Raw genomic sequence first — 18059 nt, forward strand, 5'->3', positions numbered from 1 at the left:
AAGGATCATCAAAATGTATGTCTATTCCGAATTCGACAATGCCTTCCTGGCTGAACGCAACGCCCAGTTCCGCGCCCAGGTGGAACGGCGCGTTTCCGGGGCGCTGACCGAGGATGAATTCAAGCCCCTGCGCCTGATGAACGGGGTCTACCTGCAACTGCACGCCTACATGCTGCGTGTGGCGATCCCCTATGGCACGCTGAACAGCGCCCAGATGCGCAAGCTGGCGGAACTGGCGGACCGCTGGGACAAGGGCTACGGCCACTTCACGACACGCCAGAACATTCAGTACAACTGGCCGAAACTGACCGATATTCCCGACATGCTGGATTCGCTGGCCGAAGTGGGCCTGCACGCGATCCAGACCAGCGGCAACACGATCCGCAACGTGACCGCCGACCATTTCGCCGGCGCGGCGGCGGACGAAATCGCCGACCCGCGCCCGGTCGCCGAACTGATCCGCCAATGGTCCACCGACCATCCGGAGTTCCAGTTTCTCGGCCGCAAGTTCAAGATCGGCGTCACCGGCAGCGCCAATGACCGCGCGGTCATCAAGGCCCATGACATCGGGCTGCGCATCCTTGAACGGGATGGCGAGACCGGGTTCCAGGTTGTGATTGGCGGCGGCCTCGGCCGAACGCCGATGATCGGAAAGGTGCTGCGCGACTTCCTTCCCCGCGCCGACCTTCTGCCCTATCTCGAAGCCGCGCTCAGCGTCTACAACCTGCTGGGCAGACGCGACAACAAATACAAGGCCCGGATCAAGATCACCGTCCACGAGCACGGGATCGATGCCATCCGCGACCGGGTCGAAACGCTGTTCGAGCGGCTCCGCACGACCTTCGTCGGGCTGGACCAGGCGCGGCTCGACGACATCGAGGCCGCCTTCGCTCCGCCTGCCCTGCGCGGCGCATCGGTCGCTGCGTTCGAAACCGCATGCAAGACCGATCCCGTGTTCCGCAGTTGGGCGGATACCAATCTTGCCGAACACCGGGACCCGGATCATGCAATCGTATCGATCAGCCTGAAGGCGCATGGCGCGACGCCCGGCGACGCCAGTTCGGAGCAGATGCGGGTCATGGCGGATCTCGCGGAACGGTTCGGGTATAACGAACTGCGCATCAGCCACGAACAGAACGTCATCCTGCCGCATGTCCACAAATCGGACCTGCCGGCCTTGCATGCCGCGCTGAAGGCCGCCGGCCTCGCGACCGCCAATATCGGGCTGATCAGTGATATCATCGCCTGCCCCGGCATGGACTACTGCGCCCTTGCCACCGCCCGCTCCATTCCGATCGCGCAGGAAATCGCCACCCGGTTCGACGAGCTCAAGATCGAGAACGACATCGGCCCGCTCAAGATCAAGATATCGGGCTGCATCAATGCCTGCGGTCATCACCACGTGGGACATATCGGCATTCTCGGGCTGGATCGGGCCGGAGTCGAAAACTACCAGATCACACTGGGCGGCGACGCCACGCAAGACGCGGTGATCGGCGAACGCGCTGGCCCCGGATTCTCCGCGGACGAGATCGTTCCGGCCATCGAACGGCTGGTGCAGGCCTATCTCGACCTGCGCACGGAACCGGCCGAAACATTCCTGCAAACCTACCGCCGGACGGGACTCGCCCCGTTCAAATCGGCACTCTACCCCGAGGCGCGGGCCCATGCTGCATGATCCGGTCGGGCTTCCTCTTGCCCCAAATACTCCTGCCGGAGGCCCCGCCACCGGCCGGGACGTCCGACCCGATGTTGATCGGCTGAACGCGCGCTACCGCCACCACAGCGCCACGTCCGTGCTGCAGGGCGCGCTGTCGGATGCGGGCCGGATCGCGCTGGTGTCGAGCTTCGGCGCGGAATCCGTGGTGCTGCTGCACATGGTGGCCGTGATCGACCGCGCCACCCCGGTCCTGTTCATCGACACCGAGATGCTGTTCACCGAGACGCTGGTCTACCAGACAGAACTGGCGGAACGGCTGGACCTGCGGAACCTGCGGATTATCCGGGCACGGGACATCGCCGCCCGCGATCCGCACGGAACCCTGCATCGCACAGACCCCGACGCCTGCTGCGCGCTGCGCAAGACAGAACCTCTGAACGCGGCGCTCAGCACCTTTGACGGCTGGATCACCGGGCGCAAGCGGTTTCAGTCCGGCAGCCGCGCCGCGCTCGACTTCTTCGAGGTCGAAGAGGGCAGCAACCGGATAAAGGTCAATCCGCTGGCGCATTGGGCACCGGAGGACGTGCGCGCCTATATGGATGAAAACCGCCTGCCGCGGCATCCGCTGGTGGCGCGCGGCTACCCGTCCATCGGCTGCGCCCCCTGCACGTCCCCTGTTGCCCCCGGCGAGGATCCGCGTTCGGGCCGCTGGCGCGACCAGGCCAAGGACGAATGCGGCATTCACTTTGTAAACGGAAAAATCGTCCCGGCAGGAGCTGCAAGATGACAACGATCGTGACCGATGCGGGCTTTGCCGCAGATGACTGGAACCGCGGATATGCCAAACCGAACGCGGCCGCCAATGATGCGCTCGCGCTCCATCTGGAACCGGACACCGATCCCGACCAGGTGCCGCTGTCGCCCGGACTGGAAATGATCCGGGTGAATTTCCCGAGCTTTTCGGACGGGCGCGGGTTCAGCATCGCCCGGCAACTGCGGCTCAGGGGCTTCGCGGGACGGCTGCGCGCATGCGGGCACGTGCTGGCGGATCAATACGCGATGGCCCGCCGGTCGGGCTTTGACGAGGTCGAGATCGACGACGATCTGGCCGCCCGCCAGCCGGAAGACCAGTGGCTGGCCCGCGCGAACTGGCGCGATCACGACTATCAGTCGCGCCTGCGCGGCTAAGTCCCCTTTCCCTGACATACATCAAAGATTAATCAGAGGTGCCGGTTAAACAGTCCGGCGATGAAAACGATGACAGAGATGACTCCCGTGACCCAAGCCGCAACCGATGCCACGCCCGTAAAGATGCCCGCCCTGCCCGATGCCCAGACAGTGACCGGGGTGAAACACTGGACGGACCGGCTGTTTTCCTTCCGGGTGACGCGCCCGCAGACCCTGCGGTTCCGGTCCGGCGAATTCGTGATGATCGGGCTTCTCGGAGACAATGGCAAACCGCTGCTGCGCGCCTATTCCATCGCCAGCCCGGCCTGGGACGATGAATTGGAGTTCTATTCGATCAAGGTCCAGGACGGCCCGCTGACCAGCAAGTTGCAGCATATCGAACCCGGCGACCAGATCATCCTGCGCCCCAAGCCGGTCGGCACACTGGTGCATGACGCGCTGCTGCCGGGCCATCGCATCTGGTTCTTCGCGACCGGCACCGGCTTCGCGCCCTTTGCCTCGCTTCTGCGCGAACCGCAGACCTACGAGGATTACGACGAGATCATCATCACCCATACCTGCCGCGACGTGGCGGAACTCGAATATGGCCGCCAGCTGATCGAGAGCCTCAAGTCCGACGAGATGATGATCGAACTTCTGGGCCGCGAAAACCTCGACAAGATCCGCTACTATCCGACGACGACCCGCGAACAGAGCCCCAGGATGGGCCGCATCACCAACCTGCTGAAGGACGGAACGGTATTTGCCGATCTGGGCATTGACCCGATCAACCCGGCCACCGACCGGGCGATGGTCTGCGGTTCGCTCGGGTTCAACGTCGATCTGAAGGAAATCCTCGAAGGCTTCGGCCTGCGCGAAGGCGCGAATTCCGATCCGAAGGAATACGTGGTCGAAAAGGCCTTTGTCGGCTGACGAATGCATGCGTCGGGCGCAACCGGATATTGGCAGATGATTCTGGCGGGGCTTTCCGGTTAGAGTGATCCGGATTGTTTTTCCAAGGGGCCGACATGCGCCGCCTCAGCGCCATCTTGATCGCGGATATCGAAGGGTTCTCCAGCCTTGTCGAAACCGACGAGGACGCGGTCCTGAACCGTCAGCAGGGTCTGCGTGATCTTGTGATCGATCCCGCCATCTCGGATGCGGGAGGACAGGTGGTGAAATCCACCGGCGACGGTTTCCTCGCCGAATTCGCCTCGGTCCGCGCGGCCATCGAATGCGCGATCGCATTGCAGCAGGCGCTGGCCGAAACCGAGACCGCCCGGCCCGAGACAACCCGGCTGCGCTACCGCATGGGCCTGCATGCGGGCGATGTCACGCCGCAGGGCGACGACCTCATGGGCGACACGGTGAACCTGGCCGCGCGGCTGGAAAGCCTGTCGGCGGCGGGCGGTCTCTGCATCTCCGACGCGGCCTGGCAGATGCTGCCCCCCGGCCTGCAGGACGGGTTCAGCGATCTCGGCATCCAGCGGGTCCACAACCTCGCCCGCCCGGTGCGCGTCTGGCAGTGGCGCGCGGAACCGCAGCAGGCCTTCAGCCCGTTCGACGACGAAGCCCAGGCCCAGAAGATCGGGTTCTGCGCCGCCCCGGACGGGGTGATGCTGGCCCATGCGGAAATCGGCAGCGGTCCGACCGTGTTCAAGGCGCCCAACTGGATCAATCACCTGGATTACGACTGGCGCAGCCCGATCGCCGGGCCGGGGCTTGCCCGCATCGCCCGGCATCACCGGCTGGTGCGCTTCGATCAGCGCGGCAACGGCCTGTCCGACTGGGATGTGGACGAACTGTCCGAAGATTCGATGATCTCGGATATGGACGCGGTGGTGCAGGCCACCGGGCTGGCCAGCTTCGCCCTGTTCGGCCAGTCGCAGGGCTGCGCCTTTTCGATCCGCTACGCCGCCGAAAACCCGGACAAGGTGGCCTGCCTGGTGCTTCTTGGCGGCTATGCGCGCGGCGCGCTTTGCCGGGGTGCGCCGGAACAGGCGGCGCTGCACCAAGCCACGAACACCCTGATCCGCGAGGGCTGGGGCTCGGCCAACCCGGCTTACCGCAATGTCTTCACCGAATCGATGATCCCCGAGGCGTCTCCGCAGCAAAAGGCGCAATGGGACGAACGCCAGCGGGTGACCACCTCGCCGGCAAACGCCGCGCGGATCAACGACATGAACGCGCATGTGGACGTGTCCGCGCTGGCCCGCAAGGTGACCGCCCCGGCGCTGGTCTTCCATGCCGAAGGCGACCGGCGCATCCCGCTCGACGAAGGCCGGCGGATGGCTGCCCTGCTGCCAAATTCCGAGTTCATCGCCCTGCCCGGTTCCAACCACATCCTGATCGAAGGCACGGAAGCCTTCGACATCTTTCACGAACAGTTCCGTCTCTTCGTCGCCCGCCATCTCGGTTGATCCGCCCGCGCTTTCAATCGCAAACGCCACGCCCGTCCTCGCGGACCGGCGAGCCGGACGAAACCGGACAGGTCGCGCCGATCCGGGTCAGTGTCCCAAGACCGACCTGATCCGCGCCAACGCCGTCTTGAGCAGGTCCGGATCGCCGGTTTCACGGCAATCTCCCAAGCTTTTCCGGAGAAGCCGAACCGGCGCCGCGTTCTGACCCGTTCCCTGTCGCCGAAGCCGGCAATATGACGAACAGACGCCTTTGGACACCATGCATCCGATTTTATCGGCAACGAATTGCGACTTGAACAGGAACGCGGGCAAAGCTAGGTTTGCGCTTCATAAATTCCAACGATCAAAGGAACGATTCCATAGCCCGCAGACCCCACAACGCGCCGCCGACCCGCGACACCGGCCCGCGCGTCAACGACAGCATCCGCGCTCCCGAAATCCGCCTCATCGGCGCAGACGGAGAAAACGTAGGTGTCGTCACACCCGCCCGCGCCATGGTCATGGCCGAAGAAGCCGGGCTTGATCTTGTCGAGATTTCGCCCAATGCAAACCCGCCCGTTTGCAAGATAATGGACTTCGGCAAGTTCAAGTACGAAACGCAAAAGCGCGAGGCCGAAGCGCGCAAGAAACAGAAGATCATCGAGATCAAGGAAGTCAAATTCCGCCCGAACACGGACACCAACGATTACAATGTCAAGATGCGCAATGTGTTCAAGTTCCTGGAAAACGGCGACAAGGTGAAGGTGACGCTGAGATTTCGCGGACGCGAGATGGCGCATCAGAATCTGGGACGCGAGTTGCTGGAACGCGTTGCCGAAGACACAAAGGATGTCGGCCGGGTCGAAAACTTTCCCAAGATGGAAGGCCGCCAGATGATCATGCTGATCGGCCCCCTGCCGAACAAATAGGTCTGTCGCACCGCGCCGATGCCCGCTTCCGACACCCGGCCCCGCGCCGGGTGTCTTGCGTTCCGGTCCGCGTTTTCCCCGCCTTGACGGCGCCACCGCCGGGAAACGTCCATCAGGCGGGTCAAGCCTCCGGAACGGGGAAATGCCGCCTGTCCGTCCCCCCCGGCAAGGAAACCTTGACCGAATCCCGCGCCGGGCAGACCATGTGCTCGACGGCAGGCTGAAGAAACAGGCGAATTCCGGCGAGACTCCGATCGCGGCAGCGTATCGACTGGGAGGACATACCTTGAACTTGCGACCCGATCCGACATTTCACGCATCCCCGAAACTGGCCATGCAGGCGCCGGTTGAAACCATCGCCTATACCCTGCTGCTCAGCCCGGACGGAAGCCGGCCCGATGGGCTGGCTGTTGTGGATGTAAACCCGAAATCAGACAGTTACGGAAAAATTCTGCATACCGTCATGATGCCCAACAAGGGGGACGAATTTCACCACTTCGGCTGGAACGCCTGCTCGTCGGCGCTGTCCCCGCTCAGCGGCCATGCCTTTCTGGAACGGCGCTACCTGATCATCCCCGGCATCCGCTCATCCCGGATCTACGTGATCGACGTGAAGGAGCCGCTCAAAGCCTCCATCCACAAGATCATCGAGCCCGAGGAGGTCTTTGCCAAGACCGGCTATTCGCGCCCCCATACGATCCATTGCGGCCCCGAAGGCATCTATGTATCGACGCTCGGCGGCGGCGGACAGGATGGCACGGACGGACCTCCGGGCATCTTCATCATGGATTGCCAGACCTTCGACATCATCGGCCGCTATGAGATGGACCGCGGCATCCAGGACAAGCACTATGACTTCTGGTGGAACCTGCCGCGCGACTACATGGTCAGCTCCGAATGGGCCCTGCCTCCGCAATTCGAGAACGGCCTCGTGGCCGAAGACCTGCTGTCCAACAAATACGGCCACGCGATCCATTTCTGGGATCTGCGGGGCCGCAAGAACGTCCAGACGATAGACCTGGGGGAAAACCACCAGATGGCGCTCGAAATCCGTCCGGCCCATGATCCGGTCAAGGAATACGGCTTCTGCGGCGTGGTCGTGGACACCACGAATCTCCAGGGGGCGATCTTCACCTGGTGGCGCGACAAGGACGGCACCTGGCAGGCCAGGAAGACGATCACCATCGACCCGGCGCCGGCGGATCCGGAGGATCTGCCCGAACTTCTGAAAGGGTTTTCCGCGGTTCCACCGCTGGTCACGGACATCGATCTCAGTCTGGATGACAGGTATCTCTATGTCTCGTGCTGGGGCCTGGGCGAAATGCATCAGTACGATGTGTCCGACCCGATGAATCCGACCCTGGCCGGCAAGGTGAAAATCGGCGGGATCGTCGCCAGGACGCCCCATCCCAACGGCAAGCCCTTCGGCTATGGCCCGCAGATGGTCGAAATCAGCCGTGACGGAAAACGGGTCTACTGGACCAACTCCCTCTACTCGACCTGGGACGACCAGTTCTATCCGGGCGATCGGGGCGCGGCGATGGTGATGGCGCATGTCGGCGAAAACGGCGGCCTGACGCTGGCCGAAGACTTCTGGGTCGACTTTCCCGAAGGCTACCGATCGCACCAGATCCGGCTGGAAGGCGGCGACTGTTCCACCGACAGTTTCTGCTATCCTTCTGCCTGATCCTTGAGCGACCTGTTCAGCACCACGGCCGGTCTCTGGCTGGCCGTGGTCATCAGCGGTCTTTATCACGGGCTGAATCCCGGCATGGGATGGCCTCTTGCGGTGTCCTCGGCGCTGATGGAACGGCGCGGCGGCGCGCTGCTTTCCGCACTCGCCGCCCTGACAGCCGGGCATTTCCTGGCGATGATGGCCATCCTGTTGCCGGTCTCCGCCATGACGGCGCTCCTGTCCTACGAACGGCCCTTGCGGATCGCCGCCGGGCTGGTGGTGATCGGCATGGGTCTGTGGCTGCTCTTCAACCGGCGCCACCCCCGGTTCCTGGCACGGATACCGCCCACCCGGCTCGTTCTCTGGTCATTTCTGGTGGCCATCGTCCACGGGGCGGCCCTGATGCTGGTTCCGATCTATCTCGGACTTTGCGGAACCGAAGATCTGGACGCCGGACATCGCGCGGCAGCCGGCCTGATGATCCGGAACGCCGGCCTGACCCTGGGAGTGGCCGTCGTCCACACGCTGGCCATGCTCGCCGCCGGGGGCGCCCTGGCAGTCGCGGTCTACCGCTGGCTGGGTTTGCAATTCCTGGCGCGCAGCTGGTTCGATCTCGAAACCCTCTGGGGGCTGAGCCTCGTGCTTGTCGGCGCGCTCGGCCTCTGGTCCGCCATCTAATCCCTTGGCTGGCGTCCCGGAACCATGGCCGCGCCCAGTTCGATCATCCGGCCGGTCGCTTCCGTGTATTGATCGATCGCGGTCCGGATGAATTCCGCCTGAAAGCGCCGAAGCTCTTCCAGATCCCGGCAATGCAGCAACCCGTGCAGCAGCGTCGCGTCCTCTTTCATCCTTTCGGAAAGGAAATTGAACGCCTCGTCGCCAAGGCTGCGCATCCTTTCCATCCCGTCCACCCCCATCCAGGACATGGAATTGAGACCGTGCCTCTGCATCTGCACGATCGCATCGGCAATGCTGGCGGCGGCGTCCGGAGTTTGCCTGTTGGGTTTCGCCATGGGGATATCCTCAAGAAACGCGTCTGCTTCCTATGGTGCATCCGCCGCTTCCGGGCCTTGATATCGATCAACAGATAACCGCCCCGCCGGTTCGGCGGGGCGGTATCCCTGTCACCCCACGGCCCTGATGGCGCGTTTTGTCATGACGGAGACGAGGTGTGCGCGGTATTCCTTTGTGCCGTGCAGGTCCGCGATCATGTTTTCGGGGGCGATGGCGAGGCCGGTGAGGGCGTCGGCGCGGAACTCCTTGTTCAGCGCCTCCTCGGCTTCGCTCCAGCGGAACACGCCGTCCTCGGAGGCGCCGGTCACCGCCACACGCACGCCCTCGGCGAAGCGCGCCAAGAACACCCCGACCAGCGCGAACCGCGACGCCGGCTGCTCGAACTTCTGATAGCTCGCCGCCTGCGGCACCGGAAAGCGCACCGCGGTGACGATCTCGCCCTCGTGCAGCGCCGTGGTGAACATGCCCTGGAAATAATCGTCCGCCGCGATCTCGCGGCTGCTGGTCACGATGGTCGCCCCCGAAGCCAGCGCGGCCGAAGGATAGCAGGCCGCCGGATCGTTGTTGGCCAGCGACCCGCCGATGGTGCCGCGGTTGCGCACCGCCGGGTCGCCGATATTGCCCGCCAGCGCCGCCAGCGCCGGATAGGCCCCGGCCGCCTCGCGCGCCACCGTGGCATGGGGCGTGCCGCCGCCGATGGTCACGACGCCATCCACTGCGGAAACCCCCTTCATCTCGGCGATGCCCGCAAGGCTCACCAGCCGCGACGGGCTCGCCAGCCGCTGCTTCAGCGTCGGGATCAGCGTCTGGCCGCCCCCCAGCGCCATCGCCTCCTCGATCTGCAACGCCGCGACCGCCGCCTCGACGCTGCCCGGCTTGTCCACTTCAAAACTGTACATCTCTGTCTCCTCCAAGAGCCCGGGGCCGCCCCCTTCCTCTTGCTGAAAATACTCCGGGGTCCGGGGCAGAGCCCCGGTCCGGACGGTTGAAATCAGCCCTGCAGCGCCGCCCAGACCCGCGCCGGGCTCAGCGGCATGTCGATATGGGTCACGTCCCGGCCCGCCGACTGCAACGCGTCGACCACCGCGTTGACCACCGAGGGCGGCGACCCGATCGCGCCGGCCTCGCCGCAGCCCTTCACCCCGAGCGGGTTGTGGGTGCAGGGCGTGACGCAGGAATGATCCACCGTGTAGAACGGCAGGTCGTCCGCCCGCGGCATCGCGTAATCCATGTAGGACGCGCTCAGCAACTGGCCGTTCTCGTCATAGACGCAGCCTTCCAGCAGCGCCTGCCCGATCCCCTGGGCGAGCCCGCCATGCACCTGGCCCGACACGATCATCGGGTTGACGATATTGCCAAAATCGTCCGCCGCCGTCATCCGCTCGATCGTCACGCGGCCGGTCTCCGGATCCACCTCCACCTCGCAGGCATAGGCGCCCGACGGGTAGGTGAAGTTCGACGGATCGTAGAACGCCGTCTCCTCGAGACCCGGCTCGATATCCTCCAGCGGATAGTTGTGCGGCACATAGGCCGCCAGGGTGACATCGCCCCAGGCCACCGACTTGTCGGTCCCCGCGACGGAAAACTGCCCGTCCTTCAGCTCGATGTCGCTCTCGGACGCCTCCATCAGATGCGCCGCGATCCGCTTCGCCTTGTTGATGATCTTCTCGGTCGCCCGCACCATGGCGCTGCCCCCCACCGCGAGGGAACGCGACCCGTAGGTGCCCATCCCCATCGGCGTGTTCGCCGTGTCGCCATGCACGATCTCGACCATGCTCTCGTCGATCCCGATCATCTCGGCGATGACCTGCGGAAACGCCGTCTCATGCCCCTGCCCGTGGGAATGGCTGCCGGTCATCACGACGAGCCCGCCGGTGGCGTTGACCCGCACCGTGGCGCTCTCGTAAAGCCCGGCGCGCGCGCCAAGCTGCCCCACCAGGTTGGAGGGCGCGATGCCGCAGGCCTCGATATAGCAGTTCACCCCCAGCCCGCGCAGCTTGCCCTTCGCCTCGCTCGCCGCCCGGCGCGCCGCGAAACCCGCAAAATCGCCGATCTCGATCAGCTTGTCCATCGTCGCGTTGTAATCACCAGTGTCGTATTCCACCGCCACCGGGGTGGCATAGGGGAACTCGGTGATGAAGTTCTGCCGCCTGAGCGCGACCGGGTCGACCCCCAGCTCGCGCGCCGCCTTGTCGATCACCCGCTCGAGCTGGAACGTCGCCTCCGGCCGCCCGGCCCCGCGATAGGCATCCACCGGCACCGTGTTGGTGAAGACCGCCTTGACGTTCACATAGATCAGCGGCGTCTTGTAGTTCCCCGCCATCAGCGTGCCGTGCAGCCAGGTCGGAACCGAGGGCGCGAAGGTCGACAGATACGCCCCCATATTGGCATGGGTATCGGTGCGCAGCGCCACGAAATTGTTCTCCGCGTCCAGCGCCAGCTCGATCTTCGTCACGTGATCGCGCCCATGGGCGTCGGACATGAAGGCCTCGCTGCGCGAACTCGTCCACTTGACCGGCCGGTTCACCGCCTTGGCGGCAAAGGTGCAGAAAGCCTCCTCCGCATAGTGGAAGATCTTGGTGCCGAACCCGCCGCCCACGTCCGGCGCCACCACCCGCAGCTTGTGCTCGGGAATGCCCAGCACGAAGGCCCCCATCAACAGCCGGATCACATGCGGGTTCTGGGAGGTGGTATAGAGCGTGTGATCCCCGGTCGCCCGGTTGTAATCCCCGACCGCCACCCGCGGCTCCATCGGGTTGGCCACCATCCGCTGGTTCACCAGCTCCAGCGTGGTCACATGCGCCGCTTCCTTGATCGCCTTGTCCACCGCCTCGCGGTTCTCCTCGACGAACCCCCAGTCATAACAGAGGTTGCCCGCCAGGTCGTCATGCACCTTCGGCGCACCGTCCCGCAGCGCCGCCTTCATGTCGACCACGGCGGGCAGTTCCTCGATGTCGAGCTCGATGGCTTCCGCCGCGTCGCGCGCCTGTTCATAGGTGTCGGCCACCACCGCCGCGATCGGGTCGCCCACATGGCGCACCTTGCCCTGCGCCAGCACCGGGTGCCCCGGCTCGGCCATCGGCTGCCCGTGCCGGTCGGTCACCTGCCAGCCGCAGGGCAGCCCGCCGACGCCCTCGAAATCCGCGCCGGTGAAGATCCGCACGACACCGGGCATCGCCGCCGCCGCCGCCGTGTCCACCCTGTCGATCCGCCCATGCGCCACGTCCGAGCGCAGGAAATGCACATAGGCCTGGCCATTCAGGTTGATGTCGTCGGTATAATTGCCGGTCCCGCTCAGAAACCGCACGTCCTCGCGCCGCTTCGGGCTGGCCCCGATCCCGTGATCCTTCGGCATGTTCTCATTCTCCTTCCCTGGGGCGGCGGGGGGAACCCCGCCCTGCCGCTCTGAAAATCCGGGCCGCGCCCCGCCCCCTTCATCTTTGGAAAAATACTCCGGGGGGCTGCGGGGGGCTGGCCCCCCGCTGTTATTCCGCCGCGATGGCGGCCACGTCCTGACCCGACGCCGCCAGGATCGCCTTGACGATGTTGTGATAGCCGGTGCACCGGCAGAGATTGCCCTCCAGATACTCCCGGATCTCCGCCTCGCCCGGCGTCGGGTTCTCCTTCAGAAGCGCCGCCGCCGACATCACCATCCCCGGCGTGCAGAAACCGCACTGAAGCCCGTGATGATCCTGGAACGCCTGCTGGATCGCGTTCAGGGTCCCGTCCGGCGCCGCCTGCCCCTCGATCGTGTCCACCGAACGCCCGTCCGCCTCAACCGCGAACATCGTGCAGGACTTCACCGCCTGACCGTCCACATGAACCACGCAGGCCCCGCACTGGCTCGTGTCGCATCCCACATGCGTCCCCGTCAAACCCAGCCCGTCCCGCAAAAAACCCGACAACAACGTCCGACCCTCAACAACACCAAAACGCTCAACACCATTCACTACAATCCGAACTTCAGACATTACAATCTCCCCTCTTCGTTCCGTTTTCTGGCTCAGTTGGACACGAGCCGTTTCAGCCAGCCCTTTTTCGCCGGCGCTTCGCCATCGGTTTCGCCGTCCGGCGTTTCACCCGGTTCCGCCGGGCCTTCGACCGCGTTCTGGAAACTCGAAAAAAACTGTTCCGCCATCTTCTTGGCGAAACCGTCGATGATGCGGCTGCCGAGCTGCGCCAGCTTGCCGCCGACCTTCGCCTCCACGTCATAGGTCAGAATCGTGCCGGCGTCGCTGTCCGCAAGCGTCACCCTGGCCTCGCCCTTTGCGAATCCGGCGGCGCCGCCCTTGCCTTCGCCGCTCAGCGTCAGGCTTTCACCCTCGACGACATCGGATATCGTCACGCTTCCCTTGAAGGTCGCCTTGACCGGACCGACCTTCTGCACGACCGTCGCTTCAAAACCGTCGGCGGCGGAGCCGGTCATTTCCTGACAGCCCGGCACGCATTTCTTCAACACTTCGGGATCCAGCAGCGCCTGCCAGACTTGCGCACGCGGCGCGGCGATTTCTCGGGATTCGTTCATCTGCATGGGGAGATCCTCCGGCTTGATTTCGAAACGTTAGGGCCGAATCACAGACCCGGCAATGGGACCAAGGTGCCGTTACCGCAGTTCCGGCGGGCGGAAGGTGACGCCATGATCGTCAAAGATCCGTTGCATCCGGCCGTCCTGCATCGCGGCGAAAATGGCATCGTCCACCGCATAGGCCAGCGGACGATAGGCGAAATGCACCGCGACTCCGACGGTCCAACTGCCGACGGAAAAGCCCGGCAAGGGCGGGGCATGAAGGTCGAGATCCGGCGTCAGACCGAATTCCAGCTGCGCTTTCGGACCCATCGCCGCCTTGGTCGCGGCCTCTGCCAGCCCCTGCATCGCCAGTTGAACGCTCGGATACCTGGTCACGTTCTCGGCCAATTGCCCGCCCGGAAAGGCCGAGAGGTAGAAATCCGCGATGGAATCGTTTTCCACCCCGACCGTATCGAAACGGAAATAGGCGGGCACGGGAGGATCGTCCGGGTAGGCGTCCCGGCGGTACGCGATGGCAATCTCCTCCACATGGTACTGGCCGGTGAAAACGACCTGCTCGACACGGCAGGCGAATTCGCTGTCATAGGGAACATGCATCATGACATTGGCGACCTGTCCGCCCACGACCGGACCCTTCCAGACCCAGTTTCGCAGGTCGGCGTCCAGGTTCTCTCCGGCGGCGACCAGATCGAACCGCGGCTCGACCCCGATATCCTCGGCAATCAGCCGCGCGATGTCGATGTCGATCCCGGAAGGCTTGCCCCTGTCCAGGTAGGACCAGGGCGGAAAATCCTCATAGACGGCAAAGGTCATGAACCCCCTGTCCCGGATCGTGTCCAGGTCCGCGCCGACAATGTCACGGTCAGCGTTCTGCGGTTTGGGTTGGGGCACATGATCCGCGCAGCGGGCCAGCCCCGCGGTCGCGCCGGACCATCCGAGCGCCAGGGAGAGAAGAACGCCGCGGATGGATGTTTTCATGTGCCCCCCCTGTGGCCCGGCGCCCGCCGGAATTGCGACTGCGGCGCCGGGCCGGGTGTTATCCGATTACCTGCAAATGCCACCGCATCCCGGATCAGTGTGCGGCCGAGAGGCCGATTGTCAACGCTTCGGCGGCGGCCTTGAAGTCGGGCATGTCGCCCGAGATCAGGTTGGCCGCCCGGAATGCGGGGCTGTCGGCGACAGGCGCGCCGGACCCGGTTTCTATCTTTTCCGCGATCAGGACCAGTTCGGCCCGCAAAGAGTCCGCCTCGCCCCCGTCGGCCGGCATCCCGTCCAGCGCGTCCCGGATCTCCTTCAGTCGGGCGGTATAGTCGTCCAGCGCCCCATCGTCCGGGCGGGTTTCGACATAGGTGCGGATCGCCCAGGCGGCTTTCTGCCCCAGGAGTTCGCCGAAAGCCGGCATCTTCGTTATGCCGTTCTGGGTATAGCCTGTCTGAAAGCGTTCGACGAACCATTCGTCCCCGAATTCCTCGGCTTCGAGATACCTCAGGTCCGGGGCAAGCCCGCCGGACACGCCGCCCAGTCCGTGGCAGCGTGCACAGTTCTGATTGTAGCCGCTGTCGCCGATCTCGATCGCGGCGGTCCAGACATCGATACCCGCGTCGCGATACGGATTTTCGGTCAGCCACTCCTCGCCGACATCGGGCAAGACATCCGTATCCACCGGCTGCGGGGCAACGTCCCCGTGCGCCTGCGCAAGCGTCGCGCTCAAAATCAGACCCAGGGCGGCCAATGGTTTTCTCGTCAACATGTCCTACTCCCTTTCGTATCCAGTTTCGCGTTTTTACCCGCCAATGCTGCGCTGCGGTATTCGACCTTGGTTCTAGATTGCACGAATCCGCCCCGAACTTCGACCATGGTCTAATGGCAATGCGTCGGCCCGTTGCTCAGATTGACGATCAAAGAGGAGAATTACGTGTTCAGATCAACGATCCTGGGGCTCGGTCTTGCCTGGTTGTCCGGCGTGGCGGCTCTTGCCGATCTCGCGGTGTCGGTGACTTACCTGCAACAGGCGACGCCGCGCCCGCCGGTCCTGTCGAACCTCGACCCGGACCCGGAGAACCTGGGAATCGCCGGCGCGCGTCTCGGCCTGACGGAAAACGAAACGACCGGACGGTTCCTGAACCATGCCTACCATCTTGACGTCGTGGAGGTGCCGGAAGACGGCGACCTGCTGTCGGCGGCGCGCACAGCGCTCGCGACGTCCGCCTTTCTCATCCTGGACATGCCGGCAGCCGATGCGCAGCGCGTCGCCGACCTGCCGGAAGCCGCCGGAGCGCTGCTGTTCAATGCCGCGGCCGGCAACATGACGCTGCGCGACGACGGCTGCCGCGCCAACCTGTTTCACACCATCCCGTCGGACGCCATGCGGGCCGATGCCCTGATGCAGTTCGCCGTGTTCAAACGCTGGGACAAGCTGGCGATGATCGCCGGCGCGCATCCGGACGACATCGCCTTTGCCACGGCCCTGAAACGCAGCGCCGTCAAGTTCGGAATCGGAACGATCGCCGAAAAGACCTGGGACTTCGACGCCGACATGCGCCGCAATGCAGCCCAGGAGGTGCCCCTGTTCACCCAGGACTTCGGCGACTACGCCATGATGCTGGTGGCGGATGAACTGCACGATTTCGGCAGATACGTCGCCTACAACACCTGGGTGCCGCGCCCGGTGGCGGGATCGGAAGGCCTGCGTCCGGTGGCCTGGGACCGGGTCGTCGAACAATGGGGCGCCGCGCAATTGCAAAACCGGTTCGTGGAGATGACGGGGCGCGACATGGCTCCGCGCGACTATGCCGCCTGGGCCGCGATGCGCAGCCTTGGCGAAGCGATGACGCGCACCAATGCCGACGATGCCGCGACGCTGCGGGACTTCCTGCTGTCGGACGGGTTCGAACTGGCCGGGTTCAAGGGAAGGCCGCTGTCCTTCCGGACCTGGAACGGGCAGATGCGCCAGCCCATCCCGCTGGTGACGGACCGGGCTCTGGTGGCGCTTGCGCCGCTCGACGGATACCTGCATCAACGCAGTGAAATGGACACGCTCGGGCTGGACGAACCCGAAAGCAGATGTGAGGCGTTCAAATGAGGTTTTTGCATTTTCCCATCGCCATCCTGCTGGCCGCGCCAGTGTCGGCGGGCGAGGTCTGGATCACCAACGAGAAGGACGACACCATCAGCGTCATCGACGTGCAGACGCTGGAAGTCACCCGCACGATTCCCACGGGCGAACGTCCGCGCGGCATCATCTTTTCGCACGACTATTCACGGGTCTATATCTGCGCCTCCGACAGCGACACCGTGCAGGTGATGGACCCGGACACCGGCGAAATCCTGCACGACCTGCCCTCGGGCGAGGACCCGGAACAATTCGCCCTTCATCCGAACGACCGCCATCTCTACATCGCCAACGAAGACGATGCGATCACGACGGTCGTCGATACCGAAACCCGGACAATCCTGGCGCAGATCAATGTCGGCATCGAACCCGAAGGCATGGCGGTGAGCCCGGACGGGAAAATCGCGATCACCACGTCCGAAACCACCAACATGGCGCATTGGATCGACACGGAAACCCGCGAACTTTTCGCCAATACCCTGGTCGATGCGCGTCCGCGCCATGCCGAATTCGCCGCCGGCGGCAGCGAACTTTGGGTCAGTTCCGAAATCGGCGGCACCGTCACCGTGTTCGACACGGCCACCCAGGCGGAAAAGGCCAAGATCCGGTTCGAAGTGCAAGGCGTGCATCCGGACCGGGTGCAACCCGTGGGGTTCGAATTCAGCGCCGACGAAAAGACCGTTTTCGTGGCGCTCGGCCCGTCCAATCACGTGGCCGTCATCAATGCCGAAACCTTCGAGGTCGAAGACTACATCCTCGTGGGGCGCCGGGTCTGGCACATGGCGTTCTCGCCCGACGACTCGCTGCTGTTCACCACCAATGGCGTTTCGGGCGACGTGACGGTGATCGACGTTGCGAACCGCGAGGCCGTCAAGACGATCAAGGTCGGCCGTTTTCCCTGGGGCGCGGCGACGCGGCCCTGACCGGGCGGCGGTGTCGCCGCACGAAGAAGCCCGCAACAGAACGACAGGTCCGGGGGATCGTCCATTGTTCAAACCCGCTTTCGCCATCGCCTGCCTGCTGTCCGCCCCCGCCTGGTGCGGCGATACGGATGCCAATGGCGCGCTGAACCCTCCCGAAATGGGCATTGACCGGGTGTTGGACAATGCCGCGCGCGGGCAGGTCGACATGATAACCTGCGCCTCGGGATATCACCTGACCAAGAAAGGCGACCACATCGACGCCCGGTCGGTGTTCACGGCCTGTGCGGCGGCCGGATACACCGGGGCGATGACCTGGATGGGGCAACTCGACAACAACGGTCTGGGCGCGGAATACAACCCTGACGCCGCCGCCGAATGGGACCGGCGCGCGGCGCTCGCGGGCGATCCGGTCGGGCAGTTCAACTACGGGCTGGACCTGATCCGGGGTCACGGAGTCGCGCAGGACACCGGCCAGGGGCGCGCCCTGGTCGACAAGGCGGCGGCGCAGGGTCTCGATATCGCGCTCAGATTGCAGGCGGCGGGCTACGATCCCGAAGAGGTGACGCCGGACGCGGACAACTGGAAATACGCCCCGGCCTTCTGACCGAGCTTCGGAAAACCGGCCGGTCTACGACTAAAGCACAGTCCGAAA

The 18059-nt window shown here is 64.5% G+C and carries 18 protein-coding genes; 11 read left to right on the forward strand and 7 right to left on the reverse strand.

The features are described 5' to 3' along the window. The first annotated feature begins 13 nt into the window (after positions 1-13). The 8 genes from QO034_RS02835 to QO034_RS02870 all read left to right on the forward strand — a co-directional run bounded on the left by QO034_RS02835 (position 14) and on the right by QO034_RS02870 (position 8508). Positions 14-1678, forward strand: coding sequence for a nitrite/sulfite reductase (locus QO034_RS02835; protein ID WP_284483988.1), 1665 nt, complete (start codon positions 14-16; stop codon positions 1676-1678). Beyond that, positions 1668-2447, forward strand: coding sequence for a phosphoadenylyl-sulfate reductase (locus tag QO034_RS02840; protein ID WP_284483989.1), 780 nt, complete (start codon positions 1668-1670; stop codon positions 2445-2447). The genes QO034_RS02835 and QO034_RS02840 overlap by 11 nt, the downstream gene beginning before the upstream one ends. Then, positions 2444-2848, forward strand: a complete 405-nt coding sequence (locus QO034_RS02845) for a DUF934 domain-containing protein (RefSeq protein ID WP_284483990.1) — start codon at positions 2444-2446, stop codon at positions 2846-2848. Before QO034_RS02840 ends, QO034_RS02845 begins: the two co-directional genes overlap by 4 nt. A gap of 69 nt (positions 2849-2917) precedes the next feature. After that, entirely contained in the window at positions 2918-3760 is an 843-nt protein-coding gene (locus tag QO034_RS02850; protein WP_284483991.1) for a ferredoxin--NADP reductase, read from the forward strand. Positions 3761-3855: 95 nt separating this feature from the next. Continuing rightward, positions 3856-5247, forward strand: coding sequence for an alpha/beta fold hydrolase (locus tag QO034_RS02855; protein WP_284483992.1), 1392 nt, complete (start codon positions 3856-3858; stop codon positions 5245-5247). Between the two features lie 320 nt (positions 5248-5567). Beyond that, positions 5568-6155, forward strand: a complete 588-nt coding sequence (gene infC / locus QO034_RS02860) for a translation initiation factor IF-3 (protein ID WP_284483993.1) — start codon at positions 5568-5570, stop codon at positions 6153-6155. A gap of 286 nt (positions 6156-6441) precedes the next feature. After that, entirely contained in the window at positions 6442-7842 is a 1401-nt protein-coding gene (locus tag QO034_RS02865; RefSeq protein ID WP_284483994.1) for a selenium-binding protein SBP56-related protein, read from the forward strand. A gap of 3 nt (positions 7843-7845) precedes the next feature. Further along, the gene (locus QO034_RS02870; RefSeq protein WP_284483995.1) at positions 7846-8508 is read left to right on the forward strand and encodes a hypothetical protein; all 663 of its coding nucleotides are present in this window, start codon (positions 7846-7848) and stop codon (positions 8506-8508) included. On the opposite strand, the gene QO034_RS02875 is transcribed toward QO034_RS02870, so the two are convergent. From QO034_RS02875 to pedF, 7 genes are all read right to left on the reverse strand, one after another. Then, entirely contained in the window at positions 8505-8843 is a 339-nt protein-coding gene (locus tag QO034_RS02875) for a phasin family protein (RefSeq protein ID WP_284483996.1), read from the reverse strand. The two genes, QO034_RS02870 and QO034_RS02875, sit on opposite strands and share 4 nt — an antisense overlap. A 111-nt stretch (positions 8844-8954) precedes the next feature. Then, positions 8955-9743 carry an FAD binding domain-containing protein gene (locus QO034_RS02880; protein WP_284483852.1) on the reverse strand — a complete coding sequence of 263 codons (789 nt, stop codon included), beginning with the start codon at positions 9741-9743 and terminating at the stop codon, positions 8955-8957. Between the two features lie 92 nt (positions 9744-9835). After that, positions 9836-12199: a xanthine dehydrogenase family protein molybdopterin-binding subunit gene (locus tag QO034_RS02885; protein ID WP_284483853.1), complete on the reverse strand. Its 2364-nt coding sequence runs from the start codon at positions 12197-12199 to the stop codon at positions 9836-9838. A 130-nt stretch (positions 12200-12329) separates the two neighbouring features. Next, positions 12330-12815, reverse strand: a complete 486-nt coding sequence (locus QO034_RS02890) for a (2Fe-2S)-binding protein (RefSeq protein WP_284483997.1) — start codon at positions 12813-12815, stop codon at positions 12330-12332. Between the two features lie 32 nt (positions 12816-12847). After that, positions 12848-13375 (reverse strand): CoxG family protein, encoded by a 528-nt coding sequence (locus QO034_RS02895; protein ID WP_284483998.1) that lies wholly within the window; start codon positions 13373-13375, stop codon positions 12848-12850. Positions 13376-13447: 72 nt separating this feature from the next. Further along, entirely contained in the window at positions 13448-14350 is a 903-nt protein-coding gene (locus QO034_RS02900) for a substrate-binding periplasmic protein (protein ID WP_284483999.1), read from the reverse strand. A gap of 94 nt (positions 14351-14444) precedes the next feature. After that, on the reverse strand, positions 14445-15122 hold the full coding sequence (gene pedF, locus QO034_RS02905) for a cytochrome c-550 PedF (protein ID WP_284484000.1): 678 nt from the start codon (positions 15120-15122) through the stop codon (positions 14445-14447). A gap of 165 nt (positions 15123-15287) precedes the next feature. On the opposite strand from pedF, the gene QO034_RS02910 reads away from it, so the two are divergent. The 3 genes from QO034_RS02910 (at position 15288) to QO034_RS02920 (ending at position 18011) form a co-directional block, all read left to right on the forward strand. Continuing rightward, on the forward strand, positions 15288-16454 hold the full coding sequence (locus QO034_RS02910) for an ABC transporter substrate-binding protein (RefSeq protein WP_284484001.1): 1167 nt from the start codon (positions 15288-15290) through the stop codon (positions 16452-16454). Continuing rightward, entirely contained in the window at positions 16451-17407 is a 957-nt protein-coding gene (locus tag QO034_RS02915) for a YVTN family beta-propeller repeat protein (protein ID WP_284484002.1), read from the forward strand. Before QO034_RS02910 ends, QO034_RS02915 begins: the two co-directional genes overlap by 4 nt. 64 nt (positions 17408-17471) lie before the next feature. Further along, positions 17472-18011: a tetratricopeptide repeat protein gene (locus tag QO034_RS02920; RefSeq protein ID WP_321169983.1), complete on the forward strand. Its 540-nt coding sequence runs from the start codon at positions 17472-17474 to the stop codon at positions 18009-18011. Positions 18012-18059 lie beyond the last annotated feature (48 nt).

The organism is Sedimentitalea xiamensis (genome assembly GCF_030164465.1).
GTDB lineage: Bacteria > Pseudomonadota > Alphaproteobacteria > Rhodobacterales > Rhodobacteraceae > Sedimentitalea > Sedimentitalea xiamensis.